Source organism: Nonomuraea sp. NPDC001684, from assembly GCF_053596515.1.
Genome location: NZ_JBSFGJ010000047.1, coordinates 1 through 25,578, shown reverse-complemented (window position 1 = coordinate 25,578; position 25,578 = coordinate 1). Strand labels below are relative to the sequence as shown.

General features: G+C 70.6%; 27 protein-coding genes. 16 read left to right on the top strand and 11 right to left on the bottom strand.

The window, feature by feature from the left end; all coding sequences use genetic code 11:
• Positions 1–110: 110 nt before the first annotated feature.
• Positions 111–2,168, top strand: coding sequence for a serine hydrolase domain-containing protein (locus ACWCSD_RS12560; protein WP_449914489.1), 2,058 nt, complete (start codon positions 111–113; stop codon positions 2,166–2,168).
• A 330-nt stretch (positions 2,169–2,498) separates the two neighbouring features.
• Here ACWCSD_RS12560 and ACWCSD_RS12555 read toward each other — a convergent pair whose 3' ends face one another.
• Complete coding sequence (locus ACWCSD_RS12555) at positions 2,499–3,410, bottom strand: TetR/AcrR family transcriptional regulator (protein ID WP_449914487.1); 912 nt, start codon at positions 3,408–3,410, stop codon at positions 2,499–2,501.
• Positions 3,411–3,473: 63 nt separating this feature from the next.
• On the opposite strand from ACWCSD_RS12555, the gene ACWCSD_RS12550 reads away from it, so the two are divergent.
• On the top strand, positions 3,474–5,189 hold the full coding sequence (locus ACWCSD_RS12550) for a right-handed parallel beta-helix repeat-containing protein (RefSeq protein WP_449914484.1): 1,716 nt from the start codon (positions 3,474–3,476) through the stop codon (positions 5,187–5,189).
• Between the two features lie 70 nt (positions 5,190–5,259).
• Here the strand turns inward: ACWCSD_RS12550 and ACWCSD_RS12545 are convergent, their stop codons facing one another.
• From ACWCSD_RS12545 to ACWCSD_RS12535, 3 genes are all read right to left on the bottom strand, one after another.
• Positions 5,260–5,391 carry a hypothetical protein gene (locus ACWCSD_RS12545; RefSeq protein WP_449914481.1) on the bottom strand — a complete coding sequence of 44 codons (132 nt, stop codon included), beginning with the start codon at positions 5,389–5,391 and terminating at the stop codon, positions 5,260–5,262.
• Between the two features lie 73 nt (positions 5,392–5,464).
• On the bottom strand, positions 5,465–5,884 hold the full coding sequence (locus ACWCSD_RS12540; protein ID WP_449914478.1) for a hypothetical protein: 420 nt from the start codon (positions 5,882–5,884) through the stop codon (positions 5,465–5,467).
• Between the two features lie 167 nt (positions 5,885–6,051).
• On the bottom strand, positions 6,052–6,180 hold the full coding sequence (locus tag ACWCSD_RS12535) for a hypothetical protein (RefSeq protein ID WP_449914475.1): 129 nt from the start codon (positions 6,178–6,180) through the stop codon (positions 6,052–6,054).
• Between the two features lie 54 nt (positions 6,181–6,234).
• Here ACWCSD_RS12535 and ACWCSD_RS12530 point away from each other — a divergent pair, with 54 nt between their 5' ends.
• Positions 6,235–6,705 carry a hypothetical protein gene (locus ACWCSD_RS12530; RefSeq protein WP_397159428.1) on the top strand — a complete coding sequence of 157 codons (471 nt, stop codon included), beginning with the start codon at positions 6,235–6,237 and terminating at the stop codon, positions 6,703–6,705.
• Between the two features lie 179 nt (positions 6,706–6,884).
• On the opposite strand, the gene ACWCSD_RS12525 is transcribed toward ACWCSD_RS12530, so the two are convergent.
• The gene (locus ACWCSD_RS12525) at positions 6,885–7,325 is read right to left on the bottom strand and encodes an SRPBCC family protein (protein ID WP_449914472.1); all 441 of its coding nucleotides are present in this window, start codon (positions 7,323–7,325) and stop codon (positions 6,885–6,887) included.
• Between the two features lie 423 nt (positions 7,326–7,748).
• Positions 7,749–8,951: an MFS transporter gene (locus ACWCSD_RS12520; protein ID WP_449914469.1), complete on the bottom strand. Its 1,203-nt coding sequence runs from the start codon at positions 8,949–8,951 to the stop codon at positions 7,749–7,751.
• Positions 8,952–9,024: 73 nt separating this feature from the next.
• Between ACWCSD_RS12520 and ACWCSD_RS12515 the strand changes: the two genes are divergently transcribed.
• The 5 genes from ACWCSD_RS12515 (at position 9,025) to ACWCSD_RS12495 (ending at position 14,809) form a co-directional block, all read left to right on the top strand.
• Positions 9,025–9,615 carry a helix-turn-helix domain-containing protein gene (locus tag ACWCSD_RS12515; RefSeq protein ID WP_449914466.1) on the top strand — a complete coding sequence of 197 codons (591 nt, stop codon included), beginning with the start codon at positions 9,025–9,027 and terminating at the stop codon, positions 9,613–9,615.
• A 389-nt stretch (positions 9,616–10,004) separates the two neighbouring features.
• Positions 10,005–10,130, top strand: coding sequence for a hypothetical protein (locus ACWCSD_RS12510; protein ID WP_449914463.1), 126 nt, complete (start codon positions 10,005–10,007; stop codon positions 10,128–10,130).
• 819 nt (positions 10,131–10,949) lie between these two features.
• Entirely contained in the window at positions 10,950–12,125 is a 1,176-nt protein-coding gene (locus tag ACWCSD_RS12505; RefSeq protein WP_449914460.1) for an MFS transporter, read from the top strand.
• Positions 12,122–13,594, top strand: a complete 1,473-nt coding sequence (locus ACWCSD_RS12500) for an amidohydrolase family protein (protein WP_449914458.1) — start codon at positions 12,122–12,124, stop codon at positions 13,592–13,594. Before ACWCSD_RS12505 ends, ACWCSD_RS12500 begins: the two co-directional genes overlap by 4 nt.
• 42 nt (positions 13,595–13,636) lie before the next feature.
• A complete protein-coding gene (locus tag ACWCSD_RS12495) occupies positions 13,637–14,809 on the top strand; it encodes an NAD(P)/FAD-dependent oxidoreductase (RefSeq protein ID WP_449914455.1) in 1,173 nt (390 codons plus the stop codon).
• A gap of 54 nt (positions 14,810–14,863) precedes the next feature.
• Here ACWCSD_RS12495 and ACWCSD_RS12490 read toward each other — a convergent pair whose 3' ends face one another.
• Positions 14,864–15,979 (bottom strand): ROK family protein, encoded by a 1,116-nt coding sequence (locus tag ACWCSD_RS12490; protein WP_397159414.1) that lies wholly within the window; start codon positions 15,977–15,979, stop codon positions 14,864–14,866.
• Positions 15,980–16,079: 100 nt separating this feature from the next.
• Here ACWCSD_RS12490 and ACWCSD_RS12485 point away from each other — a divergent pair, with 100 nt between their 5' ends.
• From ACWCSD_RS12485 to ACWCSD_RS12460, 6 genes are all read left to right on the top strand, one after another.
• Positions 16,080–17,333, top strand: coding sequence for an ABC transporter substrate-binding protein (locus ACWCSD_RS12485; RefSeq protein ID WP_449914451.1), 1,254 nt, complete (start codon positions 16,080–16,082; stop codon positions 17,331–17,333).
• Positions 17,330–18,166, top strand: a complete 837-nt coding sequence (locus ACWCSD_RS12480; protein ID WP_357980176.1) for a carbohydrate ABC transporter permease — start codon at positions 17,330–17,332, stop codon at positions 18,164–18,166. Before ACWCSD_RS12485 ends, ACWCSD_RS12480 begins: the two co-directional genes overlap by 4 nt.
• Positions 18,156–18,977 carry a carbohydrate ABC transporter permease gene (locus ACWCSD_RS12475; protein WP_397159410.1) on the top strand — a complete coding sequence of 274 codons (822 nt, stop codon included), beginning with the start codon at positions 18,156–18,158 and terminating at the stop codon, positions 18,975–18,977. The genes ACWCSD_RS12480 and ACWCSD_RS12475 overlap by 11 nt, the downstream gene beginning before the upstream one ends.
• 10 nt (positions 18,978–18,987) lie before the next feature.
• Entirely contained in the window at positions 18,988–20,331 is a 1,344-nt protein-coding gene (locus tag ACWCSD_RS12470) for an alpha-L-fucosidase (protein ID WP_397159408.1), read from the top strand.
• A 287-nt stretch (positions 20,332–20,618) separates the two neighbouring features.
• Positions 20,619–20,759, top strand: coding sequence for a hypothetical protein (locus ACWCSD_RS12465; RefSeq protein WP_397159406.1), 141 nt, complete (start codon positions 20,619–20,621; stop codon positions 20,757–20,759).
• A gap of 165 nt (positions 20,760–20,924) precedes the next feature.
• Positions 20,925–21,713 carry a hypothetical protein gene (locus ACWCSD_RS12460; protein ID WP_449914447.1) on the top strand — a complete coding sequence of 263 codons (789 nt, stop codon included), beginning with the start codon at positions 20,925–20,927 and terminating at the stop codon, positions 21,711–21,713.
• Between the two features lie 218 nt (positions 21,714–21,931).
• Here the strand turns inward: ACWCSD_RS12460 and ACWCSD_RS12455 are convergent, their stop codons facing one another.
• From ACWCSD_RS12455 to ACWCSD_RS12445, 3 genes are read right to left on the bottom strand one after another with little or no spacing between them, the layout of a single operon-like run.
• Entirely contained in the window at positions 21,932–22,312 is a 381-nt protein-coding gene (locus ACWCSD_RS12455; protein WP_449914445.1) for a hypothetical protein, read from the bottom strand.
• 11 nt (positions 22,313–22,323) lie between these two features.
• Positions 22,324–23,058, bottom strand: a complete 735-nt coding sequence (locus ACWCSD_RS12450) for a carboxylesterase family protein (RefSeq protein WP_449914442.1) — start codon at positions 23,056–23,058, stop codon at positions 22,324–22,326.
• Entirely contained in the window at positions 23,055–23,276 is a 222-nt protein-coding gene (locus ACWCSD_RS12445) for a hypothetical protein (protein WP_449914440.1), read from the bottom strand. The genes ACWCSD_RS12450 and ACWCSD_RS12445 overlap by 4 nt, the downstream gene beginning before the upstream one ends.
• 136 nt (positions 23,277–23,412) lie before the next feature.
• Here ACWCSD_RS12445 and ACWCSD_RS12440 point away from each other — a divergent pair, with 136 nt between their 5' ends.
• The gene (locus ACWCSD_RS12440; RefSeq protein ID WP_449914438.1) at positions 23,413–24,027 is read left to right on the top strand and encodes a TetR/AcrR family transcriptional regulator; all 615 of its coding nucleotides are present in this window, start codon (positions 23,413–23,415) and stop codon (positions 24,025–24,027) included.
• A gap of 148 nt (positions 24,028–24,175) precedes the next feature.
• On the opposite strand, the gene ACWCSD_RS12435 is transcribed toward ACWCSD_RS12440, so the two are convergent.
• A complete protein-coding gene (locus ACWCSD_RS12435; RefSeq protein ID WP_397159394.1) occupies positions 24,176–24,640 on the bottom strand; it encodes a GNAT family N-acetyltransferase in 465 nt (154 codons plus the stop codon).
• A 289-nt stretch (positions 24,641–24,929) separates the two neighbouring features.
• On the opposite strand from ACWCSD_RS12435, the gene ACWCSD_RS12430 reads away from it, so the two are divergent.
• Entirely contained in the window at positions 24,930–25,337 is a 408-nt protein-coding gene (locus ACWCSD_RS12430; protein WP_449914435.1) for a hypothetical protein, read from the top strand.
• The last annotated feature ends 241 nt before the right edge of the window (positions 25,338–25,578 follow it).

Genomic DNA, 25,578 nt, shown 5'->3' with positions numbered 1-25,578 from the left:
ACAGGTCCGGGGGCGAGCGGCAACTCACCCCCGGACGGCGGAACCGCACGACCACGCCGTGACGGCGTGCCTTTGACGCGTACGTGCTCCCACAGAAAGGAGAGCAGCTCATGCTGCTCGAACGCAAATCATCCCGCTGGCGTGCCCTCATGTGCTCGCTGACGGTCGCCGCGCCGCTGCTGGCAGTGAGCGCCCCCGCCGCCGCGACGGCGGCCGATCCGGCACGGTCGGTACGGCAGTTCGCCGACGCCTACGTGCCCCGCCAGCTCAAGGAGCACCACATCCCCGGGGCGGCGATCGCCGTCGTGGCGGGCGGCCGTCAGGTCTTCGCCCAGGGGTACGGCGTCGCCGAGGTGGAGACCGGCCGTCCCGTGGACGCCGAGCGCACGGTCTTCGCCCCCGCGTCGGTGGCCAAGCTGATCACCGCCACCGCCGTCATGCAGCTCGTCGAACGGGGCCGGATCGACCTGAACGCCGACGTCAACCAGTACCTCACCACGTTCAAGATCGACGATGCCTACCCGGGCCGGCCGGTCACCATGGCGAACCTGCTGACCCACACCGCCGGGTTCGCCGGCGGTGACTTCGGCACCGGCGCGGCCACCGCCCGTGATGTGCACCCGCTCGGCGCCCACCTCGCCGACCACCAGCCGCCCCGGACCCGGCCGCCCGGCACCAGGGCCGTCTACTCCAACTACGGGATGGGCCTGGCCGGCCACCTGGTCGAGGTGCGCTCGGGCCTGCCCTTCCACCAGTATGTGCAGGAGAACATCTTCCGCCCGCTCGGCATGACGCACTCCAGCATGGCCCAGCCCGAGCCCGGCCCCGTCGCCCAGGCGCTGGCCCCCGGTTACCGCCTCCAGGACGGCCAGCAGGTCCGGGCGGAAGGGGCCAAATACGGGCACATGCCGCCGCACGGAGCCGGCTTCCGCTCCACCGCCACCGACATGGCCGCGTTCATGCTGGCCCAGCTGACCGGCGGCGGGGGGATACTCAGGCCGGACAGCGTGCGGCTCATGCAGAGCCGCCACTTCGGCAACGCCGAGGGCACCGCCGGCATGGGGTACGGCTTCCAGGAGTACACCAGGAACGGCCGGCGCCTGCTGGTGCACCGGGGCAACATTCCCGGCTACTTCGCGATCATGGCGCTGATCCCCGACCGGGGCATCGGCGTCTACGCCTCCTACAACGGCATCGGCAAGGGCGGCCCCGACTCCGCCTGGTCCCTGGTCAACGCCTTCGCCGACCGCTTCGCCCCGGCCCCCGCCCCGGCGGACGGCACTCCGGGGCCGCTGCCCGACGTCGCCCAGTACGCCGGCACCTACCGTACGGCCCTGGCCGCCGACATGACCGACCTGGGCAAGCTCAGCTCGCTCACCAGCACCGTGACGGTCAGCGCGGCCGGCGACGGACTCCTGACCACCACCGGCGCGGTCGCGCTCGGCCCCACCGAGAGCCGCCAGTGGACGCAGATCGCCCCCGCCCTGTTCCGCGAGAAGAACGGCTACCGCACCATCCAGTTCCGGCCCGACGGCCTGCTGGCCACGGAGAACCCGGCGGGGCCGCTGGAGCGCCTGGCCTGGTACCAGTCGCCCACCTTTCATCTCGGCGTGCTCGGCGTGAGCCTGACCGTGCTGCTGCTGTCGGCTGTGGGCGGACCCCTCGCGCACGCCGTACGCCTCGCGCGGCGCCGCCGCAGGCCCACCGGCTCCGGCGGGTCCGGCGGGTCCGGCAGGTCCGGCAGGTCCGGCGGGTCCGGCGGGTCCGGCGGGTCCGGGGATGGATCCGCAGTCGCGGGTGCTTTCGGGGTTGCCGCCGGAGGCGGGCGGACGGCGCGGCGGCGGCCGGTTCGCGGGCCACGCCTGGCCGGGCTGCCCGCGTGGATCACGGCGGTGCTCGTCACGGCCTCCGCCGGTTCGCTCGTGGCGATGTTCGCCGACTTCGACGCCAACCAGGCCGAGTTCTTCCTGGGCGGCAGCCCGTTGTTCACGACCATCACCACGCTGCCCGTCCTGGCCGCGGCCGGGGCCGGGGTGACGCTGGTCACCGCCGGGCTGGCCTGGGTCAAGGGCTGGTGGACCCTGGCCGGGCGGGTTCACTGCACCGTCGTGGTCCTCGCCGCGCTCGCCTACCTGAGTGTGGCCGCCGCCTACAACCTGATCGGCTGAGAGCCTCCGGCGACTCCGCCGCCCGAACGGTTCGCAGGAACGCTACGGCGCGAGTGCCGCGACTACCGCTCATCCAGGCGGGCGGCACCTGCGCAAGGTCCTGACCGAATACGGGCGCCATTTCAACCAGCATCGCCCGCATCAAGGCCACTCCCTCCTCACCCCTTGCGCACCCCCAGCCAGGTGATCGACATGACCTCCCCGATCCACCGCCGGAGGACCGTCACAGGACTGATCGCCGAGTACCGCGGAGCGGCCTGATCGCTCTACGAACGCCCAGTTCAGCAACGGTATTCGCGTTCGAGCACCGCACAGGCCCGCCGGGTTGGGTCAGTCGGCCGACCTGCGCTTGCGGTAGGCGCGTTGCTGGCAGGCCCGCGAGCAGTAGACGCGAGGGCGGCCCGAGGGGGCGGTTTCCAGTGGTGTGCCACACTCGGGGCATTTTTCATCACGGCTTTCGTCACGGCTTTCGTCACGCTCTCGGATCAGCACCTCGACGCCGTCCAGGAGGCGGCGCAGGCCGAACGTGAAGGAGTCCTCCGGGGCGTCCCAGCCGCCCGTCTCCCACAGGCGCGAGAGGGCGGGAAAGCGGTCGAGGCGTTCGTACAGGGAGTCGCGGGCACCCCACCACTCCTGCTCGGACACGCCGCTGCGGCTTTCCTCGCGCCGGGTCTCGGCCACGAGCAGCGCCTCGGCGTCCACGAACCGGCCGAGCAGGCCGACCACCGCGACCACCTCGGACGGCCGCAGCGCGGTGCCGGTCAGCGCGCCGAGCATGTGGTCGTAGTGGGCGACCGCGTTCGGCCCCGGCAGGTGGCGGGAGCCGCGCACCTCGGCCAGCCACGGGTGCCGCATGCGGAGGTCCCACGCCCGCCGGGCCGCGTCCTCCAGTCGCCCCCGCCAACCGCCATCGGCGTCCGAGGCGGCGTCCGGGCCGGCATCCGGGCCGGCGTCCAGAGCTGTGTCCGAAGCGGTGACGAGGGCTTCGCCCAGCACCTCGTCGCGCATCAGGTCCACGAGCTGGTCGCGGCCGGGTACGTGGCGATAGAGGGACATGGTCGTGAAGCCCAGCCGGTCGGCGACCTTGCGCATCGACAACCCTTCCAGGCCCTCGGCGTCGGCCAGCTCGACCGCGGCCCGCACGATCCGGCCCAGGCTGAGGCCGGGCCGCGGCTCCCGTTCCGCGTCCCGCCACAGCAGCTCGACCCCGTGGTCCGGGTCCCCCGCCACACCTCGCGCCATTGGCACCTCCCTCGTTTATGGTGTATTACTCCGTGTACGCCATAAACAGCAAAGGGGAAACCTGTGTTCCACTTCCATGCCGCACCCGGCGGGGACGACTCCTGGCCCGGCTCCCTCGAACGCCCCTTCGCCACCCTGGAACGCGCCCGGGAGGCCGCCAGGGAGTCCGGCGGGGAGTCCGTCGTCCATCTCAGGCGCGGCGTCCACGTGCTGGGCGAGCCTCTGGAGCTCACCGAGGCCGACTCGGGCACCGTCTACCAGGCGTACGGCCACGGCACCCCCGACCAGGAGGACGTCGTGCTGAGCGGTGGCCGGACGATCACCGGCTGGCAGGTGCGCGACGGCGTCTGGCTGGCCGACGTCGGCGACCTGGAGACCCGCCAGCTCTACGTGGACGGCCGCCGCGCCGCCCGGGCCGGGATCGAGGGGCTGCCCGGTTCGTCCCCGGCCGCGACCGCCACCGGCTACGTCACCGACAGCGCCGCGCCGCTGGCCTGGACCAGCCCGCGCGACGTGGAGTTCGTCCACCGCGGCGTGTACCCGTGGACCGAGGGCCGCCTGCCCGTCGCGGACGTCGCCCAGGACGGCGACCGGACCGTGATCACCATGGCGACGCCCGCCTTCGGGTGGGCCGCCGAGCTGTACAACTCCACCTGGGAGGGCACCACCTCCGCCGGTCCCGGCCTGCCCACCAGGATCGAGAACGACCCGAGCTTCCTGCGCGAGCCGGGCACGTTCGTGCTCGACCGCTCACGGCCGGGCCACCACGTGCTGCGCTACCTGCCCCGCCCCGGCGAGGACCCGGCCCGTACGCGGGTGGTCGCCCCGGCGCTGGAGACCCTGGTACGCGGGTCCGGCGCGCGGCGGGTGACCTTCCGCGGGCTGACGTTCGCCGAGGCGACCTGGTTGCGCCCGAGCCGCCCCGAGGGCTTCGTGCACTATCACGGCAGCGGCTTCTACGAGGGCGGCGGCGTCGGCGTGGCAGAGCTGGGCGAGGGGGCGTCCGTGACGTATCCCACGGCTTCCGTGACGATTCCCGCCTGCGTCACGTTCGAGGACTGCTCGGACGTGGTGATCGAGGGGTGCCGGTTCACCAGGCTGGGGGCGTCCGGGCTGGGGGTGTCCGGCGGCGAGGGGCACGTCGTGCGCGGCTGTGACTTCGACACGCTCTCGGCGGGGGCCGTCGTGGTGACGGGCAGCCGGGGCACGGTGATCGAGGACAACCGGGTGCGCGGCGTCGGGCTCGAATATCCGGGATCGCCGGGGATCGCGGTGATGGGGACGTCCGGGTGCGTCGTCGCGCACAACGAGGTCAGGGACGTGCCGCACTGCGGGATCACCGCCGGGCCCGGCGAGGGCACCCGGATCGTACGCAACCGGACCGTCGACACCATGCAGGTGCTGGCCGACGGCGGCGGCGTGTACGTGTCGGGGCCGCAGGGCGGTTCCCATGACGACGGGGCGCTGGTGCTGGGCAACGTCATCGAGGACACCCGCACGCCGTACAACTTCGGGCTCTACACCGACTACGGCGCGTCCTGGGTGCGGGTGGAGGAGAACGTCGTCGCGCGCGCCGACAACACGGCGGTGCTGCACGTGGGCCCGCCGCTGGAGAACGTCGTCTACCGGGGCAACTTCTGGGACGCCGACCCACTCGGCCACGACGCCCCGCCACCCGGGGTCACGTACGAGGAGAACCGCACCATCAAGGACGAGCAGGAACTGAACGCCGCGACCACCGCCATCCGCGCCCAGGCGGGCCCGCGCCGCGCCCTCTGACGAACGGAGGCATGTTCCGGTAGAACCAGGACGGCCCGCCACCGACCCCCATGACATCTCTGGGCCGGGCTCAAGGCATCAGGGGGCCGTTGGCGGCGTCGGTGAGGGTGATGCTCTGGGCGGTGCCGGCGGTGGGGGTGGGCAGGTTCCAGGTGAAGCCCGGCCCGGGAAGGTGGTCTGCGCGGGACGTGTGCCTCGACACCGGCCTGGCCCGGCTGTCGTACGGGCAGGCCCGCGGCTCCGCGGGGGCGTTCGGGGAGGGACTGCGGGAAGTCCTACTCCGGGAACAGGTCCGATGACAGGCGTACCAGGGGAATGATGGCGGTGGCGAGCATCATGAACCCGGCGGATGCGCCCGTGGTGTAGAAGGTCCAGGGGTTGAACCAGTGGTAGCCGACCGCAAGCAGGGCGGCCGTCTCGCCGGCAAGGAAGACGAGTCCCAACAGAAAAGCCCACCGGACCCACAGGACTGATCGACTGTATGAGCGACCATCCGCCCCGGCCTGAAGCGCGCGCAGTTGCTCGGGGGTCCAAACGGAAGGGATCCCCTGTTGCCGGACTCGCTCCCCCAAGGCTTGCGCTGCCTTGGCAGCTTCCGCGTATGGGCGCGAGATCATCCCGATTTCGAGCGAGAGGGCGATGAGCAACGTCGGCAGGACTTGGGCGGCCGTCGTGTAGAACGCTTCGGATGCCATGTAGGCACGTCGTTCACCGTGAGGCAGGTGTTTCGCCCGCCTGATTTCCCTTACCAAATCGGTTGGGGCCGTCATCACCGCCCCCTGCCGGCACGGGCCGCCGCTGAGCCGACCGCTGACCGGATTCGCCTTGATCAAGCCCAGCCAATCCCACGGCCCGCTCTGAATCACCGGCGGCGCGGTCTGCCATCGCGCGCTGCGCCGAGCACGAGCGAGGCCGGCGTCACGCCGAGCCGCGCCGCCGCCGGCAGGGGCGGGACGGCGTTCATGGCGACGAGCACGGCCTGCGCCATCATGGAACCGCCGCTCCAGGAAATCCAGCCGCCGCCGCTAGGCTCCGACGTGTTGGGATGCAGCCGGGAAGGGATCCGATCATCAGCAGCGACTTTGACTCTCCGCCGGAGGACCGGCCACGGCCGGCGCGCCGCCGCGTCACCGAAGCGGCCGTCCTGAGCGCCCACGACCAGAGCCCGGCCGAGATCGCCCAATGGACCTGTCCGCATGGGCGGCATGCCGGCCATGGCTGCGTCGCCTGCTACCACGCCTGTGCCGACGCCGATCCGGCACATCCGCAATGGGAGGTCGCGGCGTGGTTCACCACCGAGCGGCCGATCCCCATCAGGGCGTTGCAGGACGTGCACCGCCACGACCGCGGGCTTACGCTGACCCAGCCGTCGACGCCCCTGGTCTACCTTCTGAGCGCACGGGTGACAGCCGCTCTGGGCGTGGAGGCGGTGGCGGGAGTGGTGGGGTTCCTGGTGCAGAACCGGCACATCGTCGACGCGTTCACCGTGACGGAGATCCGCGCCGTCCACTCCTGAACGCCCCTTGCCGGGCGCGCGCGGTGTTCGTGAACGCCACACGGGCCAGATCCCTAACGAGACTGGGGCGATGGGGCGCTTGGTCCGGCGGGTGGCCTCGGGGGAGGCCACTGCGGCCAGGGCAGTGCTGCTCAGGAACGCCGTCCGGGGCTTCGGCGTAGAACCCGTGGACGGCGCCCTCAAGCAGCGCGGCCGAACCCCACGGCCAGCCGGCGGACGTCCGCACGGATCGAGCGCCGCAGCAACCACCTGAGCACCGGCTCCAGCACCCGCTCGGAGCCGGTGCGCGGGGTGACGCGCACGTGGAAGGTGAAGCGGCACCGTTCCTCACCGAGCGGTTCGACGAGCCTGCCGCCCTCGGCGACGATCCCCGAGGTGGTCCGCCACGCGAACGACCGCCCCGGCTCCACGGCCACGACCTCGCCGCCGTTGCGATAGGTCTTGCCGGCGAACCGCATGACCTCTGCGGTGGTCGTCCCCACCCGCACGAGTCCCTCGGGCGACGGCGCCATCGTCTCGACGCCCTTCCGCCACCGCGGGTCCTGCGCGTAGTCGGCGACCACCGCCCACACCCGCGCGGCGGAGCAGTCGATCACGCCGCCCTCTCGAAGCTCGATCATCCCGCCACGATACTGCCGGCGGTTCTGCCGCGGTTCGCGGCGTTCCGGCAGGTCGGCGGGGTGGCGGGTGGCGGGTGGCGGGTGGCACAATCCGGGGTGTCGGTAAGGCTTGTGTCATCAGGTGCACGCGTTCGCGTTCCGGCTGGTCGGAGTGGCACCGGAGGACGGCCGGAACGGGCCGCGCAGGCGAGCTTCCAGGCTCGAAGATCGTGGGACAGGTCCGGCGGAGACTTGCGGACGTCGGTGTTTCCGCAGGTCGTTGTGCGCGACATCTCCTTCGGGCTCGCCCGATAGATCTTGCTCGGTTGAGCCTGGTGGCACGAGTCCCACCAACACCCCGGATCGCGCCTTGGTGACCGCGCCCGAGGTGAACCACTGCCCCAGCGTCACAGCCGCGCGCCATCCCCTACCAGTGCTTCGACCTCACCCCCGGAGATCGCGGCCGCCGTCATTTCCACAGGGCAGGCCAAGGGCCGACCGCGTTGCGTCTGCGTTCCTGATGGTCAGGGGGGCGATGACGCCTGCGGCGACGAAGAGCAGTGCCAGGACGCCCCAGGTCCAACCACCGGCCAGTTGGAGCATGCCGGTGATCAAGATGGGACCGACAACGTAGCGACTGACCGAGCGACCCATGCCGAACGCCGCCAGGTACTCGCCTCTCTGGTCATCCGGAGCGAAGGCGTACGACAACGTCCAGGCCGCGGGGACAGCGATCAGTTCCGCCGCGGTCAGCATCACCAGCGCAGCACAGAAGAGTGCAAGAGGTATCGACTGGGCCGCGTACCAGAACAACAGACAGGCGGCGGCAGCGAATGCCGCAGCGACGGGCTGACATCGCCGGGCAGCTCTGAGGCTTGTGATGTGGCGTGCAATGAGAGCTTGGAAGACGAGCGCGAGGACGGTGTTGATGGCGTACAGCGCCCCGAGTAAGCCGTCCGGCAATGTGGTCGCCTGGGCGAGCCACAGCGGAAAGGCGAGGTTGAGGATCGGCTGCCAAAGCTGCAGTACGCCATCCACACCAGCCAGCGAGAGCAGCCGCAGGTCGCGCAGCACGCCCAAGCCCCGCCGGACCGGGGCGGGCTCTTCGGCCCGAACCGGTTGGGGCAGGGTGGCGAAGGCCGCGGTGACCAGAAGATAGGCCGCCGCGTTGGCCAGGATGATGGTCCGGAAGAGTCCGGTGCCGGCCAGCAGCCCGCCGAGTGGACCGCCGACGCTGATCGCCAGATTGATCACCGTCCGATACGAGGCCAGCACCTTTACCCGGCTGTTCCCTTCGACGATCTCTGCCACGTACGCCTGGGTCAGCGCAGTCGCGATCTGGTCGGCGACCGTGATGATCGTGACGACTACGAGGTACCCCCACCAGTCACCGACGAAGGCGTAGGCGGCGGTTCCGGCAGCGCGTAAGGCATGCACCAGCACCAGTGCCCGCCGGACGCCGTAACGGTCGGCCGCCCGGCCCAGCGGTATCGCGGCGGCTATGGCCGCGGCGCCCGCGATGCTCATGCCGAGCCCGACTTGGCCTGCGGCGAGCCCCACCACGCCGGTGAAGTAGACGGCCGAGAAGGCCAGGAAGAGCCCCGAGCCAAGGAAGTCCACGAAGCTGGCGCCGAGCAGCCGCCGCACCGCTCGACGCTCGGTACGACCAGTATCTTGTGTCATAGTCGCACTATTTTGCACCCTGGGGCAGCATTGCGCCATGAACGATCCCGCCGAGGCCGTAGGCCACACCCTCGCCGCGAACCTGCGCGCTGCACGTCAAGCCCGAGGCTGGCGGTTGGAAGAGCTGGCCACCCGGTCCGGCGTCAGCCGCGGCATGCTCCAGCAGATCGAGACCATGCGCACCAACCCCAGCATCGCGACGCTCGCCCGGATCAGCGCCACGCTGGGTGTTTCGATCGGCGAGTTGGTGGAGCCCCCGGAGGAGCTTGGCCGCGTTTCCCGTGCCGCCGACGCCGTGGTTCGCTCCGAAGGCCGCGCCAGGCTCCTGATCAACGACAGCCAGCCGCCTTTCACCGAGCTCTGGGAGTTCCGGCTGCCTGCCGGTGACAAGATCTCCACGCCCGCGCATCCGCCCGGCACCCGGGAACTGTTGCAGCTCCACTCGGGCAGCGTCGCGGTCACCGTCGGCGGAGCGCTCTTCCAACTCGCCGCGGGAGACGCGCTCCGTATGCGAGGCGACCGCCCGCACGCCTACAGCAGCCAAGGCCCGGAGCCGGCCCACTTCACGATGGTCGTGGTCTATGCCGGCGCCCGAGACCCTCGCTACGCGAGCCTTGTCCCCGGGTGATTCGACGGCCTGACGTGCGGCTCCGCCCCACGGCGCTCCGATCCGTCACGACGACCTGCAAAGTGCCGGCGACGATGACCGTCCTGTCAGCACTGGCCGGCCACGCTACGAGGCCGTCCTCCGCGGGCAAGTGCGCCGGGCCGCCGCTCCACTTGACCGTGTAGGTGTATTCACCGCCCGCCTGTGGGGTGTCGGTGAAGCCGAACGTCAGCTCGCCGTACACCTGGATCGACGGCAGCTGGACAGTCTCGGCGCCGGAGAGCGTGAGCTCCGCCTGCGCCTTGGCCACCGTGATGCCAAGCGTGGCGGTGGCCTGTCCGTAGAGAGCGCTGCCCGGCCAGCTCACCTCGTACGTGCCCGTCCCGCCGAGCGGACAGGTGTCGGTGACGGTGAAGGTTCACGGGGGCGACGACAACCGCTTCACCAGCATGGTCGACGGCACCCAACTTGCCCGCGTGTGCGCCCAGAACAAGTACACCCCCGACGACCCCGACCTGTGCAGCCCCTGGTACTGACGCCCCCTGTCGAGGGACACCGAACAGCGACAGGACCGGGCGCGGGACCCGTCCCTCCCCTCATGACCTCCCCGGCACCGAGAACGAACTTCTCTGCCTGGTCCGGCGCGCGTACAGTGGCGCGTAGGCGCCGGCTCACAGGGCTGACCGTACGTCTCCGGTCCTCCAGGGGGCATCTGGGGTTCGACTATGATCGGCGTCTCGCCGACCTCACCCACCTCACCATCAACAGCAGGGGTAGCGCCAGGATGAGCATGAGGCATCCCCCCGCCGGCGGGGTACTGCGGGCCTGTTCACTCAGCTCCGCCATCATGCGCTGCTGTGCCGGGCAGCCCGGAGTCACGACGTCTTCATGGCTGAAGACGCGGCAGGGCAGCCCTGTCATGAACTCGGGGTCGTACGGCCGTTGACACATGGAGCAGATGGGATCGCTCATCGCCCCTCCCGATGTCGCGAGGGCCGGCCTGCGCAGTGCGCCGACGCTACGGCGAGCCGGCTGCAGTGCTGATCGCTTCCGATTCCCATCCTCGGGATGTTACGTTCCGCAACGCGTCCCGGCAGCCCCTTTCCGGAACACCTGTTGTGGAACGAATCCCGTAACAGATGGCCAACGTCGGCGGACCGAGCTTGGTGCAATTGCACCGCTGGCGGCTCCGACTTCATGTCCCTGCACGAAGCACTCCCGGGTCACGTGATGGAGGGTTGCTGGAACACTGACGTGAAAGCTCCGGAGGTCTGTGAATGGGACTCGCCGAAGACACTCGCCCCCTGGCCCCTGCGCAGATACGCAGGACGGCGACCGTCACCGTAGGGCTGCTCATGGGTGTCTGGGTGATCGACTACGTCGATCGGGTGATGATGGCCGTCGCATTGCCGTTCATCGGCGAGGACTTCGCACTCACCAAGACCGAGCAAGGCTGGCTGATCACCGCCTTTTCCCTGGTCTATCTGCTGTGCCAGATACCGGGCGGCATCCTCGCCGACCGGTTCGGCGCCCGACGCCAGCTCATGGTCTCCCTGCTGCTCTGGTCGGTCTTCACCGCCCTCACCGGCATCGCCTGGGGCCTGGCATCTCTCCTGGTCATACGTGCCCTCTTCGGCGTCGGCCAGGGCCTGTTCCCCGGCGCGTCCTTCAAGGCCATCGCCGAACGCACCACCCCCGCCGTCCGCGCCACCGCCGCCGGTGCCATGCTCGCCTCCAACCAGCTCGGCGCCGGCGTCGCCCCGCTCATCGTCGCGCCGCTCATCCTCGTCCTCGGCTGGCGCCACACCTTCTGGGTCACCGCCGCCGCCGGCGTCGCCATCGGGGTTCTGCTCTGGAAGCTGCTGCCCAAGGCGCTGCCCGCCCACCTCAACGGCTCCGACATCGTTCAGGACAAGGGGTTCGGCCTCGGCGCCGTGATGCGCTCGGCGTCGGTCTGGAAGTTCGCCGCCCTCTTCTGCGCCACCAACATGCTCGGCTACGGCTTGATCACATGGGTGCCGAGTTACCTGCTGGAGGAGCGCGGAATCTCCCTCATCAACACCGGCGTCATGTCCGCCATCCCCGGCCTGGTCATGTGCGCGACCGTCTTCCTCGGCGGCTGGCTGTTCGACCGCTTCTTCCATGACAGAGCCCGGCTCTACGTCATCCCCCTGCTGCTGGTCACCGCCGTGCTCCTGGTGCTCATGCTGATGGCCGACTCCGCTGTCGGGTTCACCATCTACCAGACCCTCGCCATGGGGGTGGCGGGCCTTTCCTCGATGGGCATCCTCGGCATGCCCGTGCGCGCCCTGCCGCCCGCCGTCATCGGATCCGGCATGGGCATCGTCAACGTCGGCGGTCAGATCGCCGGCGTCCTCGCCCCCGTCCTCATGGGCTTCCTGGTCGACAGGTTCTCCTACACCGCCGCTTTCGGCCTGCTCATCGCCACCACTGTCCTCGGCGCGCTGATCGCGTTGATCGTGCCCCAGCGCCCTGAGCAGTTCAGCCTCGCAACGAAGGAGCTCGCGTGACGACATACGATCTGGTCCTGGCCCGCGGAAGGGTCATCGACCCCGAGACCGGTCTGGATGCCGTGCGCGACGTCGGCGTCAACGGCGGGGTCATCCAGGCCGTCTCCGACCAGCCGCTCGACGGCGTCACCCGTGTCGACGCGACCGGCCTGGTCGTCAGCCCAGGCTTCATCGACCTGCACAGCCACAGCACGGACGTCGCCGGCCACCGCCTGCAGGCACTCGACGGCGTCACCACCGTCCTGGAACTCGAAGCCGGCGCCTACCCGGTCGCCGCCGCCTACCGCAGAGCCGAGACCGAGGGCAGGCCGCTCAACTACGGCTTCGCCACCTCCTGGGCCGTGGCCCGCATGGCCGTCCTCCTCGGCCTCGACACCGACGGCGACCTGACGACCGACTTCCTCGCCAACATCGGTCGCGAGGAATGGCAGCGTGCCGCCCCGCGGCAGACCGTCGACCGCATCGCCGGCATGTTGGAGCGCGACCTCGGCGACGGCGCGCTCGGCATCGGAATCCTCGTCGGCTACGCGCCTCGCATCGACCCCTCCGAGTACCTCGCCATGGCCGCCCTCGCCGCCCGCGCCGGGCTGCCCACGTACACCCACGCCCGCGAGCTTGTCGAGATGGACCCCACCACTCCCGTCGACGGCGCTGAAGAGATCGTCCGCGCCGCCGCCGAGACCGGCGCGCACATGCACTACTGCCACGTCAACAGCACCTCCATCCGCCATGTCGACCGCGTGCTCGGACTGGTGGAGAAGGTCCGCGCCGAAGGCTCGCGCGTCACCACCGAGGCCTACCCCTACGGCGCGGGCATGACCGGCATCGGCGCGGCCTTCCTCGCCCCGGAACTCCTCCACCGGCGCGGACTGACCCCGCACTCCATCGGCCTGCTCGGCGCCGAGGGCCGTATCCCCGACGCCGACGCCCTGCGCCGGGTCCGCGAGAGCGCACCCGGCTCGGCCGCCTTCGTCCACCTGCTCGACGAGGACGACCCCGCCCAGTTCGACCACATCCGGCGGGCCCTCACCTTCACCGACGCCGCCGTCGCCACCGACGCCGTACCCCTCCTGTGGCGCTCCGGAGCGCCTGACCCGCTCTCCTGGCCGCTCCGTCCCGACGCCGTCACCCACCCCCGTACCGCCGGCACCTACGGCCGGACGCTACGCAGGCTCGTCCGTGAGGACGGCGTCCTGTCGCTGCCTGAGGCTGTGCGCCGGTGCACACTCGTCCCCGCCGACGTCGTGGGCTCAGGCGTCCCGGCGATGCGGCGCAAAGGTCGCGTTCAGCCGGGCTGCGACGCCGACCTGACCGTTTTCGACCCCGAGACCGTCAGCGACCAGGCCGACTACACCGAGACGGTCCGGCATTCCTCCGGTTTCGTGCACGTCCTCGTCGGCGGCCAGTTCGTGGTCCGCGACGAGCAGCTGCTGCCGACCGCCCTGCCCGGGCGCGCCGTCAGAGCCTGATGCCTGCCCAGGGCCGCCTGGTCGACAAGGCCGACCGCCATCATGGCCTTGACGTGCTGCCACGTGATCCGCTGTTCGTGCGAGAATCAGGTCGTGGAGCGGCCTGGATGTGTTGCTGTCATCGGGGTGGGCGTTCTCGGAGCCTGCGTGGGCTGGAATGTGGCACGGCACGGCGTCAAGGTGGTCTTCGTCGACGCGGGCCGGCCGGGTGAAGGGGTCACCGACTGGTCGTTCTCGTGGGTCAACGCCAGCGCCAAGACCGCGAGCAGGTCCTACTTCGACCTGAACGTCGCGAGCATGGCGGCGTACCGCGAGCTTGCCGGGATCATCGGGCCGGACCCATGGTGGCACCCCGGCGGCCACCTGCGCTGGGCGGACGACCCCGCGACGGAGGCGAGCCTCCTGGAAACGGCCGGGCTGCTGGCCGGCTGGGGCTACCGGGCCGAGGTACGCACGGGAGCCGAGGCACGCCGCCTCGAACCCGCGCTCACGCTGTCCGACGAGGTTCCGGTCGTGTTCTTTCCCGACGAAGCCTGGGTGCACGGACGCCATCTCGTCGGCCGCCTGGTCGGCCAGGCCGTCGCGGCCGGCGCCGAGCACCGGTTCGGCACCACGGTCCATGACGTCGGCACCGGCTCCGACGGGCGCGTACAGGCCGTCGTCCTGTCCGACGGCAGCCGTCTCGACGTCGACGTCGTCGTGAACGCCGCGGGACCCGGCGCCGCCCACGTCGCCGGGCTCGTCGCGCGGCACCTGCCGATGCGCCGGGAGCCCGGCCTCGTCACCCGGATCGAGTGTGCCCAGGTGCCGATCCGCCGGACCATGCACGCGCCGCGCGTCGCGATCCGTCCTGACGGAGACGCTTCGGTGGTCCTCCACAGCCGCGAGGTCGACGCGCTCATCGACACCGGCGAGGATCCGGCGGCGCTCGAACGGCTGCTGCACGAGTCGGCGCGGCACGTCGTTCGCGGGTTCGAGGACTCCCGCATCGCCGGGACACGGGTGGTCGACCGGCCCATCCCGGGCGACGGACACCCCTCGGTGGGAGCGGTGCCGTCCATTCCGGGCTACTACGAGGCCGTCTCCCACAGCGGCATCACGCTCGGGCCGGTGATCGGCCGGCTGCTCGCGTCGGAGATCGTCACCGGAAGGAGGGACGAGCGGCTCGCCGACTTCCGCCCGGAACGGTTCTCCCATGACACCCCGGCGAGCTGACGGCACGCGTCCCTGGTGCTGCGCCCCCTGGCGGACTGCGCGAGGAGCCGCCGGTCAGCGGGCGGCGACCGTGGCCGACAGGGCCAGGGTGGCGGCGCCGCGGGCGTGACCGCTGTCGTCCCAGGGGCGGACCATGATCTCCACTCCCGACAGCACGCCGCTCTCCACCGCCGGCCGGAACCCGGGCTCCAGATACGGCCACAGCACGTGGCTCTCGCCGATCACCGCCAGCGCCCGTACGGCCAGGACGTTCACCACGCCCGCGGCCGCCCTCCCGAGCGCCGCCCCCGCCTCGGCCATCAGGTCGCGCACGCCCGGCACGTCCTCGGCGGCCAGCCGGGGCAGCTCGGCCACCGGCACCGGCGCCGGCGTCAGCCCGCGCTCGTACGCGCGGGCGGCCAGGGCGTAGTCGGCCGCGTAGGACTCCAGGCAGCCGCGCCGCCCGCACACGCAGGGCGGCCCCTGCGGGTCGATCGGCACGTGCCCGAACTCGCCCGCGACGCCGTCGGGCCCGCGATGGATGCGCCGCCCGAGCACGATGCCCATGCCGATGCCGCCGCCGACGGCCAGCACCAGGAAGTCGTCGTGGTCGCACCCGGCGCCGAAGAGCAGCTCGGCGCTGGTGCTGGCGCGGGTGTCGTTGTCGATGAGGACGGGAACCGGCAGGCGTTCGGCCAGCAGGGGCCGCAGCGGCAGGTCCGACCAGCCCAGGTGCGGCGAGATGCGCACGATCCCCCTGGCCTGGTCGATCACGCCGGGGACGGCCAGGCCGATGCCGCGCACCCGGCCGCCGGCGGCGGGGTCGGCCAGCTCGCGGGCGCACACGGCGGCGAGCTGCCCGACGGGGTCGGCACGGGGGTCGAAGGGCACCGTGAAGCGGCGCGCCTCGCTGCCGTTGAGCCGCATGAGCACGCCGACCACGTGCGTGTGGTGCACCCGCAGGCCGAGCGTGTAGGCGGCGTCCGGCACCAGCTCAAGGGGCACTTTCGGGCGACCACGCCCGGCCGCCTGCGGCGCCAGCTCGCGTACGTAGCCGAGCTCGATGAGGCGCCGGCTGTGCTCGGTCACGGTCGCCGCGCCGAGCCCCAGCCTGAGGGCGAGCTGGGTGCGGTTGAGCGGCCCGGACCCGAGCGTCGTCAGGATCTCCGTCCTGGCCAGGTCCTCGCGCATCCGCGGTCCTCCCTCTTGACGTGTGTTCCGGAACAAGCCTAGGGTTCCGCATCAATAATAAATTCGACCCCGAAAAATATACCTTGACGGAGGTCCCCCCATGAAGGCACTCCTGGCCGCGGGGCTCGTACTCCTCGCCGGCGTCACCGCGTGCGGCGGCGGCGGGGCGGGCACGGCGGGCGGCGCCAAACAGGACGACGGTACGGTCACCCTCGACTGGGAGATGTGGGCGGGCAGCGAGGAGGAGAAGGCCCAGCTCGACCACCTGGCCAAGATGGTCACCCAGCAGGACCCGAAGATCAGGATCAACCTGCGGACCGCGCCCTTCAACGCCTACTTCACCAAGCTGCAGACCGAGTTCGCCGCGGGCGAGCAGCCGTGCCTGGTCTCCATGCAGAGCCTGCGCCTGGGCGCCTACGCCGATCTCCTCGAACCCCTCACCGCTCCCGAAGGCTTCGCCCCCGCGGCGCTGGACGCGCTGAAGATGAACGGCCGGCAACTGGCCCTCCCCTACGACCTGGGCCCGATGCTCCTCTACTACAACAAGGACGCCTTCGCCAAGGCCGGCCTGGCCGAGCCCAAGCCCGGCTGGACCACCGCCGACTTCGAGCAGGCCGCCAGGAAGCTGACCACCGGCGGCAAGTACGGGTTCGGCATGTCCTTCTCCGACCTGCACCTGCTGTCGATGCTGCTGTCCTACAACGGCGCCAAGCCGGTCACCGACGACGTGAAGCTGCAGCTCGACAGCGAGCCCATGGTCGCGGCCACCACCTGGTACGCGGGCCTGGCCGGGAACAAGGCGGCCAGCGTGCCGGCCGGGTCGGCGGAGCTGGGCTGGGGCGAGACGCAGTTCGTCAACGGCAACGCCATGATGGCGGTCGACGGCTCCTGGAACATCGGATCCACGATCAAGAGCGCCAAGTTCCGGGTGGGCATCGCGCAGCTTCCCGCCGGGTCCGGGGGCGCGAAGACGTACGTGGCCAACTCCGGGTTCGGGGTGGCCAAGGGCTGCCCGTACAAGGAGCAGGCGGTCAAGGCGGTCTCCGTGCTCAGCGGCAAGCAGGCGCAGGCGTACCTGGCGGGCGAGGGGCGCGGCTTCCCCGCGATGACCTCCGAGCAGTCGGCGTACGAGAACTTCCTGGTCGGCAAGAACCAGGACAAGGCCGACGACGTGCGGGCGGCGGTGTCGGCGCTCAAGGAGGCGGTGGCCGGCGGCGTGCCGCTGTTCACCACCAAGAACTGGGACGACGTCACCAAGCTCATGGCCCAGCACCTGCTCCAGGTCTACACCGGCGCGAGCGGCGCCAAGGAGGCGCTCGCCACCATCCAGCAGCAGGGGGCGCGCGGGCAGTGAGGTCACGAGAGCAGTGGAGCGCGCTGGGGTTCGCCACGCCCAGCGTGCTCGGCCTCGGGTTGTTCACCCTGTTCCCGGTCGGCATGGCCGTGGTGATGAGCTTCTTCGACTGGCCGATGCTGGGCGGGAGCAGCTTCATCGGCCTGGAGAACTTCCGCTACCTGTTCGGCGAGGACCCGGCCTTCCTGTCCGCGCTGCGCAACACGTTCGTCTTCACCGGCCTGTACGTGCCGCTCAACATCGTCCTGGCGCTGGCGCTGGCGTTCTGGATCAGCAGGTCGCGGTGGCAGAACCTGTGGCGGGTGCTGTTCTTCATCCCGGCGATCACACCGATGGTGGCCAACGCGGTCATCTGGAAGCTGCTGTTCCAGATGGTCGGCACCGAGCCGAACCTGCTGGCCGACGGGCGCACCGCGCTGGTGTCGGTGGTGGCCATGAGCGTCTGGCAGGGGTTCGGGTACAACCTGATCGTCTTCTCCGCGGCGATCAACGAGATGTCGCCGTCGGTCCTGGAGGCGGCCTCGCTCGACGGGGCCACGGGGCTGCGCAAGCTGGTCAGCGTGCAGCTCCCGCTGATCTCGCCGGCGCTGTTCTTCGCCACGACGATGACGGTGATCAACTCGTTGCAGGTGTTCACGCAGCCGTACATCCTCACGGCCGGCGGGCCGGGCAACGCCACGGAGACGCTCGTCATGACCGTCTACCAGGCCGGGTTCCAGTCGCGCGAGCTCGGGCTGGCGGCGGCGGGCGCGTGGGTGCTGTTCGCGATCATCCTGCTCGTGACCGCCGCGCAGTTCCTCGGGCAGAGGCGGTGGGTGCACTATGAGAGTTAGATCCGTCGTCTCCCACGTGCTGCTGGCGGCGGTGACGCTGGCCTTCCTCTATCCGCTGGTCTTCGCGGTGGCCACCGCGCTGAAGCCGGCGGGCGAGACGTTCAGCGATCCCGGGTCGCTGGTCGGCTCGCGGATCCGGTGGCAGAACTTCGGCGACGTGTTCACGTACGTGCCGTTCCAGCGCTACATCCTCAACGGCGTGCTGGTGGCGGGCGTGGGGACGCTGGTCGTGCTGGCCGCCTCCGCCCTGTCCGCCTACGCCTTCGCCTCGCTGCGCTGGCGCGGCCGGGACGGCGTCTTCCTGCTGTTCCTGGCCACGCTGATGGTGCCGCAGGAGGTGCTGGTCGTGCCCATGTTCATCCTCATGCAGAAGTTCGGCTGGGTGGACAGCTACCAGTCGCTGATCTTCCCGTGGGCCTTCACCGCGTTCGGGACGTTCCTGCTGCGGCAGTTCTTCCGCTCGGTGCCGCGCGAGATGCAGGAGGCGGCGCGCATCGACAGCGCGAGCGAGGTGCGGATCTTCCTGTCCATCATGCTGCCGCTGGCCAGGCCCGCGCTCGGGGTGCTGGCCGTGTTCACCTTCATCAACTACTGGAACAGCTTCCTGTGGCCGCTCATCATGGTCAACGACGTGACCGAGCGCGGCACCGTGCCGCTCGGCCTGCAGTTGTTCTTCGGCCAGAACGGCAACCAGTGGCATCTGGTGATGGCCGCCTCCATCGTGTCCATCCTGCCGACGCTGTTGCTCCTCCTCGCCCTTCAGAAGCATCTGGTCAAGGGCATCGCCACCGCCGGTCTCGCCGGCCGCTGAAAGGACCATAGTGCTGTTTTTCGACCGCCGTGTAGGCCCCGACCTGGGCGCCGACTACCCGGCGAGGGACGTGCCCGACTGGTACAGGGACGCCAAGTTCGGCGTCTTCGTCCACTGGGGCCTGTACTCGGTGCCCGCGTGGGCGACCGCCCGGCTGCCCGGCGAGCACGTGCCCGTGGAGCTGGAGTTCAGCCACCACCAGTACGCCGAATGGCACGCCAACACCGTCCGCATCCCCGGCTCGCCCGCCCGCGCCTTCCACGAGCGGGAGTACGGGGTCGGCACCCCGTACGAGGACCTGGCCGACTCCTGGCGGGCGGAGGCGTTCGACCCGGCGGCCTGGATGCGGCTGATCGCGGGATCCGGCGCGCGCTACGTCGTGCCCACGGCCAAGCACCACGACGGATTCTGCCTGTGGGACACCGCCACCACGGCCTTCAGCAGCGCGCGCCGCGGCCCCCGCCGCGACCTGATCGCCGAGCTGGACCGCGCCGCCCGGGCGGCGGGCCTGCGGTTCGGCCTGTACTACTCCGGCGCGCTGGACTGGCACGTGTCCGACTTCCCGCCGATCCAGTCGATGACGGACCTGTTCACGCTGCGCCGCAACGACGAGGCGTTCGCGCGCTACTGCTTCGAGCAGGCCATGGAGCTGATCGACCGGCACTCCCCCGACGTGCTGTGGAACGACATCGACTGGCCCGACTCGGGCAAGGCGGCCGGGCCGCACAGCCTGCAGGCGCTGTTCGAGCACTACTACGAGCGGGTGCCCGAGGGCATCGTGAACGATCGCTGGGGCGTGCCGCACCTGGGCTCGCGCACCCGCGAGTACGTCTCCGAGCAGCAGACCTCCCCGTGGGTGTGGGAGGCCACGCGCGGGCTCGGCCAGTCGTTCGGCTTCAACCGGGCCGAGGACGAGCGCCATCTCGTCCGGCCGGACGAGCTCGTCCACCTGCTGGTCGACACCGTCGCCAAGAACGGCAACCTGCTGCTCAACATCGGGCCGCGGGCCGACGGCTCGCTGCCGGAGTCCCAGGTCGAACGGCTGCGCCACCTGGGCGCCTGGCTGGCGGCCCACGGCGAGGCGATCTACGGCACCCGGCCGTGGGTCCGGCACGCCGAGCCCGTCGGCGACCCGGTCCGCTACACCGCCGCCCCCGACGGCGCCCTCCACGTGATCGCCCTGGACCCGGCCGCGGGACGGCTGACGCTCGCCGGCGACCTGGTCGAACGGGCGCGGGCCGGAGCCACCTGGGGTGACGGCCCGGCCGCGGTGGACCGTTCCGGCGGGGTCGTCGTCCCCGAGGCGTTGCGCGGGCTGCCGGCCGCCGTCCTCAGGCTGGCGCCCGGCGTCTGAACGGGGACCCGATGGGCCGCGACCGCGCCATCGGCGCGGAAGGCTGACGGGACTGGAGGTAGGGGGGCCGGCGCTCGCCGGGCGGGCCGGTCCACCGCCCCCGTCGCGTAACCGCCGCCTCCCGGCCCTGACGAGATGAGAGCCCTCATGACTCCCCCGCCCCCAGGCATGGGCGCGGGTGACCGCGCCGCCGCAGTTCCCGGTGCTGCCCGCCGACCTGGTCGACGTCATCCAGCCTGCGGCCGGGACGCCGCCCTCGTAGCTGTCTGTGGGCCGGCGGCTGGCGGGTGAAGGGCGCGGGCTCCTGCGGCAACGGCCGGAAGCACTACCTGAAGATCAAAGCCAAGAAGGGCGCGAACTACACGGTCATCTTCGATCTCAAGGGACGCAAGCGCACCATCGAGTACTGGATGCAGAACGAGCTCTGAGGCCGCCGGGCTTGTGGTCGGCCAAGGGGCGCTGGCAGGCTCGCCATCATGACGAGACACAGCGACACGCGCGGTTGGGCCGCGAGCGTGGGCGGCGGCGTCCGTTCCACGGGCGGCATGCGGCACGTGGGCGGCCGGTAGCCCGTACGGCATAAGGAGCATGGCATGCGTGCCGCGATCTGGCCGGGCGTGGGGCTCGCCCTCGCCGCGACGGTGACGCACTACGTGATCGACGCAGCCAGGGACGACCCGCCCGGTATCGGCGTGACACTCCTGGTCGTGAGCGCGCTGGTGGCGGGCGGCTGGCTGGCCGGTCACCCGGCGACCAGAAGTGTCGGCTCGGTCTTCCTGGTCAGCGGGGTGCTGGGCACGGTCAAGCCGGTCTTGGAGCTGTGGAAAGAGCTCGGGCTGCCGATGGTCGAGATCGGCGACGGTGTCGGATTCGACTACTGGCTGACGTACTGGCTGTGGGTGCCGCAGACGTGGCTGATACTCCTGATCGCCGTGGCCCTGTACCCGGACGGCGTGGTGCGCCGGCGAAGCGTCGTGTGGGTGTCGGCGCTGGCGACCGGAGTGACCTCCACGGTGCTGGCGGGAGACAACTGGCCGCGCAGTGACGGCGGCGCGGGCGGCAATCCGATGAGCCTGCCGTGGGAGGCCGCTGCGTGGATGCAGCCCGCGGCCGTCGTCCTTTCGGCCACAGCCGTTCTGCTCGTGCTGGCCTCACTCGGCGCCCGTTGGCGCACCGCCGACAGGGCGACTCGCCGGCTACTGCTGATCCCGCCCCTCGTGTACGTCGCGGCACTGGGCCAACTCGTGCTCATGACCGTCATGCCGATGAAGGCCGCCGACCCCGCGTGGATCCCGATCGCCCTGATCTGCGCCTCGGCCGCCGGGCTGACCATGACCCGACGGATCCGTCTCCCGGCAGACTCGGCAGCTTCGGCCAGGTAAGGGATCTTGAGTAAGGCGAACCAGCGGCGTGACGCGCGGGGCGGTCGAGGACGTCCTCGACCGGCGGGAGCCGACGAAGGCGCTCTTCCCTGAAGACGGACTTTGGAGGTCGGACGCCCCGTCATCGACGACCGCGGCGCCGCGGTCCTCTCCCCAGCGGCGCGGGGGTGGCTAGCGGCTCCGGTCGGCCTCGGTGTGCGGAAAGGGTCTTGCGTCGTTCAGCGGGCAGCCTGGGTGCCTGTCGTCGCCGTTGCGGGGAGTGCTGGGGGCAGGGACCTTTGGAGGAGGACGCCGACCAGCAGGATGAGGCTTGCGTTGAGGAGCTGCAGCAGCTCGACACGTGGTGCGGCCGCTCCGAAGGCGGTTGTGAGCATGGCCGGGTACTGGCGGGCGGTGATGCCGTGCGGGTAGACGGCCAGGGTGAACTCGACGTGCTCGTCGCGGGTGTTGCCTTGCAGCAGCGGTACGGCCGCCTGCTTGCCTGCGGCGAAGACTTTGGCCGGCTCCTGCGGGACGAGGCTGGTGCCGTAGGCGAGCAGCGGGAACCGGGCGGTGTGCGGCAGCAGCTCCGCGGCGCTCTTACGGCGCAGGCAGGCCACGTCGGCGCAGTTCAGTTGCTCGGCCAGGGCCTGGCCGGCGCCTTGGATCGTCTCGATCGGATGCCAGGAGGAGAGTGCGGGCTGAGGGTGCAGGTGCTCATCGCGCCGGCCGAGGCTCCGGCGAGGGTGACCTTGCCGGGATCGCCGCCGAACGCGGCGATGTTGGCGCGCACCCAGCGCAGCGCCGCCACCTGGTCCTGCAGGCCGAAGTTGCCGGCCTCGCCGAGCTGGGCGAAGAAGCCGAACACGCCGAGCCGGTAGTTGACCGTCACGACCACGATGTCGCCGGTCTTGACCCGCCGGGCCGGGTCGTAGATCGAGCCGGCGCCGGTGATGAAACCGCCGCCGGGCACCCAGACCATGACCGGCCGCCCCTTGCCGGGCCGGACGGGTGTGGTCACCTCCAGGGTCAGGCAGTCTTCGCTCTGCGGGGTGCCCTTCGGCATGTCAGGCGCCTCCGGCTGCATGCACGCCGGTCCTGCCTTCGTCGCGTCACGGATGCCGGTCCAGGAACTCGCCGGCCGGGGTGGCTGCCAGCGCCGCTCTCCGGTGGGCGAGGCGGCGTACGGGATGCCACGAAAGCGGCGGACCCCATTCTGATTCGTGCCCTGGACCTTGCCCGACGCCGTCATGACGACCGGGTCGGAGATGTCGTCGGCATGGGCGGCGGTGCCGCCCGCCACGAGCGTCCATGCGGTTGCCAGCAGGGTGACGATCGCGGCCGGCGCCTGAGTGCGGCCGGTCATCGCCCGTGGCCGCTCTGCTTGGCCTTCTTGCTGCCCCAGCCGGCCAGCAAGGCTCCGGTGACGGTGGCCACCGCGTAACACGCCAGCCACACCGCGAATCCACCGGGCAGCCATGCGAGCAGCCCGGCGTTGTCGTGGTCGGCGAGCAGCCGGATGGCACCTTGTGCTCCCAGGACCAGCAGCAGCATGCCAATGATCAGCACGGTGACGTGCTTCATGTGCGCTTTGTCTCCCATCGCCCCGAAAGGCAGTGACGGCAGGCGTGAACACGCCCTCCACAGGTTGTGGTGCGATCGAACCATAACATCGGTCTTGGTACGATCGCACCACAAACGATTCGCGAGGAAGGACGGCATGCCCCGACAGGTGGACCACGACCAGCGCCGCCGCCAGATCGCAGAAGCCGTCTGGCGCCTGGCCACCCGCGGTGGCCTGGAAGACGTCACCCTGAGGCAGGTCGCCGCGGAGGCCGGGGTTTCCGCCCGGCTGCTGCAGTACTACTTCGGCACCCGCGATGAGCTGCTGCTCGGCGCGCTGGAGATCCTCAACGACGACGCCGAGCAGCGGGCCCGCGAACGCCTCGCAAAGCTCGGCGAAGCGCCCGGCATGCACGCGGTCGTGCGCGGAGTGCTGTTCGAGCTGCTCCCGCTGGATGAGGAACGACGCAGCCGGCACCTGGTGTACGCCGCCTACTTCGTCCGCTTCCTGACCGACCCCGCCCTGGCCAAGGTCGCCCAAGACGCACCGCGTGCGCTGGAGAACCTGGTCACCGGCCTGCTCGTGCAAGGGCAGGAGTCCGGCCAGGTGCCCTTGCACATCGACGCCGCGGCCGAGGCCGCATTCCTGGTGGCAGGCGCCGAGGGGATGCAGTCGAGCGTTCTGCTGAGGCAGCGGTCCGCCGAGGACGCCGTAGCCATGATCGACCACCAGCTTGCCCGCGTCTTCACCACCACCACGTCGAGGATGTGACGGTAGAGGGGGCCCGGGACCGGCGCCGGCGGCCGATCGCCTCCGCTTGGTGCACCGCCACGTCCCGCCTGTCATCCGAGGCCGTCAGGACGCCCCGCTCAAAGGTGTGCGCCCGCCAACGCCCAGCACGTCCGTGCACTGTCCGGAATCACTCTGCACTTTCGGTGCTCGGAGAAGTACAGAGGTAGAAGACCTCAGGATCACCTTCATCGAGGCCGTGCACCATCCCTACCGGCTGCCAGCCAACCCGCTGGAGCAGTCGCTGCATGGGATGGTTGGACAGGTTCGTTGAGGTGAACAGCTTCGCGGTACGGCATGAGGCTGCTGCAGCGCGCAGCAGCCTCTCGCCAACGCCATGACCCCGGGCCGGCTCAGCCACCATGAGCATCGTCACGAACCCCTGCTCGAAGAAGGTGTACTCGACGACGCAGTAGCCGACCAGCCCGGCCGGAGTGCCGGCTACAAGAACGGACCCGTCGCGACACCAACGTTCGATGCTGCCGCGCCGCTCGCCACCATCGGATCTCGCGACGGAATCCAGGATCACGAGGGCCTCGGCATCGACCGCTCCGCCGGCTCGAACAGACAGTGCACCGAAGTTGTCGGTGTTCATGGGCGCGATCCTCCTCTCCTGACAAGATCCCTCATGGTGCACGGATACCCCAGACCTGGCCAGCAGCCTTCGGATGTACTTCGTCGCAGCTGCGTTTCGACAGGCCAGGTCGCGCAGGCTTTGGGGAGAGGTGCCGACCGTCCCGCAGACGACCGTTTCCGGAACGCCCTCAGGCGCAGGTCAGGGGGTAGCACCCCAAGGCCCCGGTTCGAGGGTGGTGCCAGCACCACCCTCAAGTGGGAAAGCAGCACCATCGTTCGCCGGGGCCGCGAGTTCCTACCTTTGAGGCATGAAGAAGATCCTCGGAGCCACCGCCCTGCTGGCTGCCGGCGCTATCGCCGGGGGCGCGACACTGATCCACGGCAACAGCCGCGAGCCGGTTGTGCCCGCTTCGGAGACCACCCGCGGCACGTACCGACTGACCGGAGACGAGCTGGAGGTCGACTCCAGCGGCCCGGTGACGATCACCGTGGTCACCGGGCCGGCGGGCGAGGTCGTGGTCGACCGCAGGCTGCGCTGGACCGGCCCCAAGCGCCACATCGAGTCGTGGAGCGAGCACCGCATGACCATCGACTACGAATGCGGGGGCGGCGACTGCGGCGTCGACTACCGGCTGAGCGTGCCTGGCGGTACCCGGGTCAGGTTCGGCGGCGCGAAGGTCAGCTGCCCGCCCGAGATCGCATGCGAGGAGGCCTAGACCCAACGCCGTTCAGTTAAGGGTGAGGGCGGTTCGTCAAGACCGGTGAACAAAACAGCGGAGCCGCTGTAGAAGAGGTCTGTCACTCCAAGACATCCTCACCACAGGAGCTCCGCTGTTGGAACAGATTGCCATACAACGAAGGGCCGGGGTAGCCGCTGGGGTGTTCGCGCCAGGACACCTGGGCGAACTGACCCGGATCATCCCGTTCGAGATGGTCGATGAAGTGCTGGCAGACACG

Excerpts from the sequence above, each read along its gene's own strand:
- ACWCSD_RS12525 (WP_449914472.1), bottom strand. The coding sequence starts at position 7,325 with ATGATCGAGCTTCGAGAGGGCGGCGTGATCGACTGCTCCGCCGCGCGG.
- ACWCSD_RS12540 (WP_449914478.1), bottom strand. The coding sequence starts at position 5,884 with ATGGCATCCGAAGCGTTCTACACGACGGCCGCCCAAGTCCTGCCGACG.
- ACWCSD_RS12490 (WP_397159414.1), bottom strand. The coding sequence starts at position 15,979 with ATGCGCGAGGACCTGGCCAGGACGGAGATCCTGACGACGCTCGGGTCC.
- ACWCSD_RS12475 (WP_397159410.1), top strand. The coding sequence starts at position 18,156 with ATGAGAGTTAGATCCGTCGTCTCCCACGTGCTGCTGGCGGCGGTGACG.
- ACWCSD_RS12495 (WP_449914455.1), top strand. The coding sequence starts at position 13,637 with ATGGCCTTGACGTGCTGCCACGTGATCCGCTGTTCGTGCGAGAATCAG.
- ACWCSD_RS12485 (WP_449914451.1), top strand. The coding sequence starts at position 16,080 with ATGAAGGCACTCCTGGCCGCGGGGCTCGTACTCCTCGCCGGCGTCACC.
- ACWCSD_RS12555 (WP_449914487.1), bottom strand. The coding sequence starts at position 3,410 with ATGGCGCGAGGTGTGGCGGGGGACCCGGACCACGGGGTCGAGCTGCTG.
- ACWCSD_RS12560 (WP_449914489.1), top strand. The coding sequence starts at position 111 with ATGCTGCTCGAACGCAAATCATCCCGCTGGCGTGCCCTCATGTGCTCG.
- ACWCSD_RS12430 (WP_449914435.1), top strand. The coding sequence starts at position 24,930 with ATGAAGAAGATCCTCGGAGCCACCGCCCTGCTGGCTGCCGGCGCTATC.
- ACWCSD_RS12460 (WP_449914447.1), top strand. The coding sequence starts at position 20,925 with ATGCGTGCCGCGATCTGGCCGGGCGTGGGGCTCGCCCTCGCCGCGACG.
- ACWCSD_RS12445 (WP_449914440.1), bottom strand. The coding sequence starts at position 23,276 with ATGAAGCACGTCACCGTGCTGATCATTGGCATGCTGCTGCTGGTCCTG.
- ACWCSD_RS12530 (WP_397159428.1), top strand. The coding sequence starts at position 6,235 with ATGCAGCCGGGAAGGGATCCGATCATCAGCAGCGACTTTGACTCTCCG.
- ACWCSD_RS12515 (WP_449914466.1), top strand. The coding sequence starts at position 9,025 with ATGAACGATCCCGCCGAGGCCGTAGGCCACACCCTCGCCGCGAACCTG.
- ACWCSD_RS12450 (WP_449914442.1), bottom strand. The coding sequence starts at position 23,058 with ATGACCGGCCGCACTCAGGCGCCGGCCGCGATCGTCACCCTGCTGGCA.
- ACWCSD_RS12505 (WP_449914460.1), top strand. The coding sequence starts at position 10,950 with ATGGGTGTCTGGGTGATCGACTACGTCGATCGGGTGATGATGGCCGTC.
- ACWCSD_RS12440 (WP_449914438.1), top strand. The coding sequence starts at position 23,413 with ATGCCCCGACAGGTGGACCACGACCAGCGCCGCCGCCAGATCGCAGAA.
- ACWCSD_RS12435 (WP_397159394.1), bottom strand. The coding sequence starts at position 24,640 with ATGAACACCGACAACTTCGGTGCACTGTCTGTTCGAGCCGGCGGAGCG.
- ACWCSD_RS12535 (WP_449914475.1), bottom strand. The coding sequence starts at position 6,180 with ATGATGGCGCAGGCCGTGCTCGTCGCCATGAACGCCGTCCCGCCCCTG.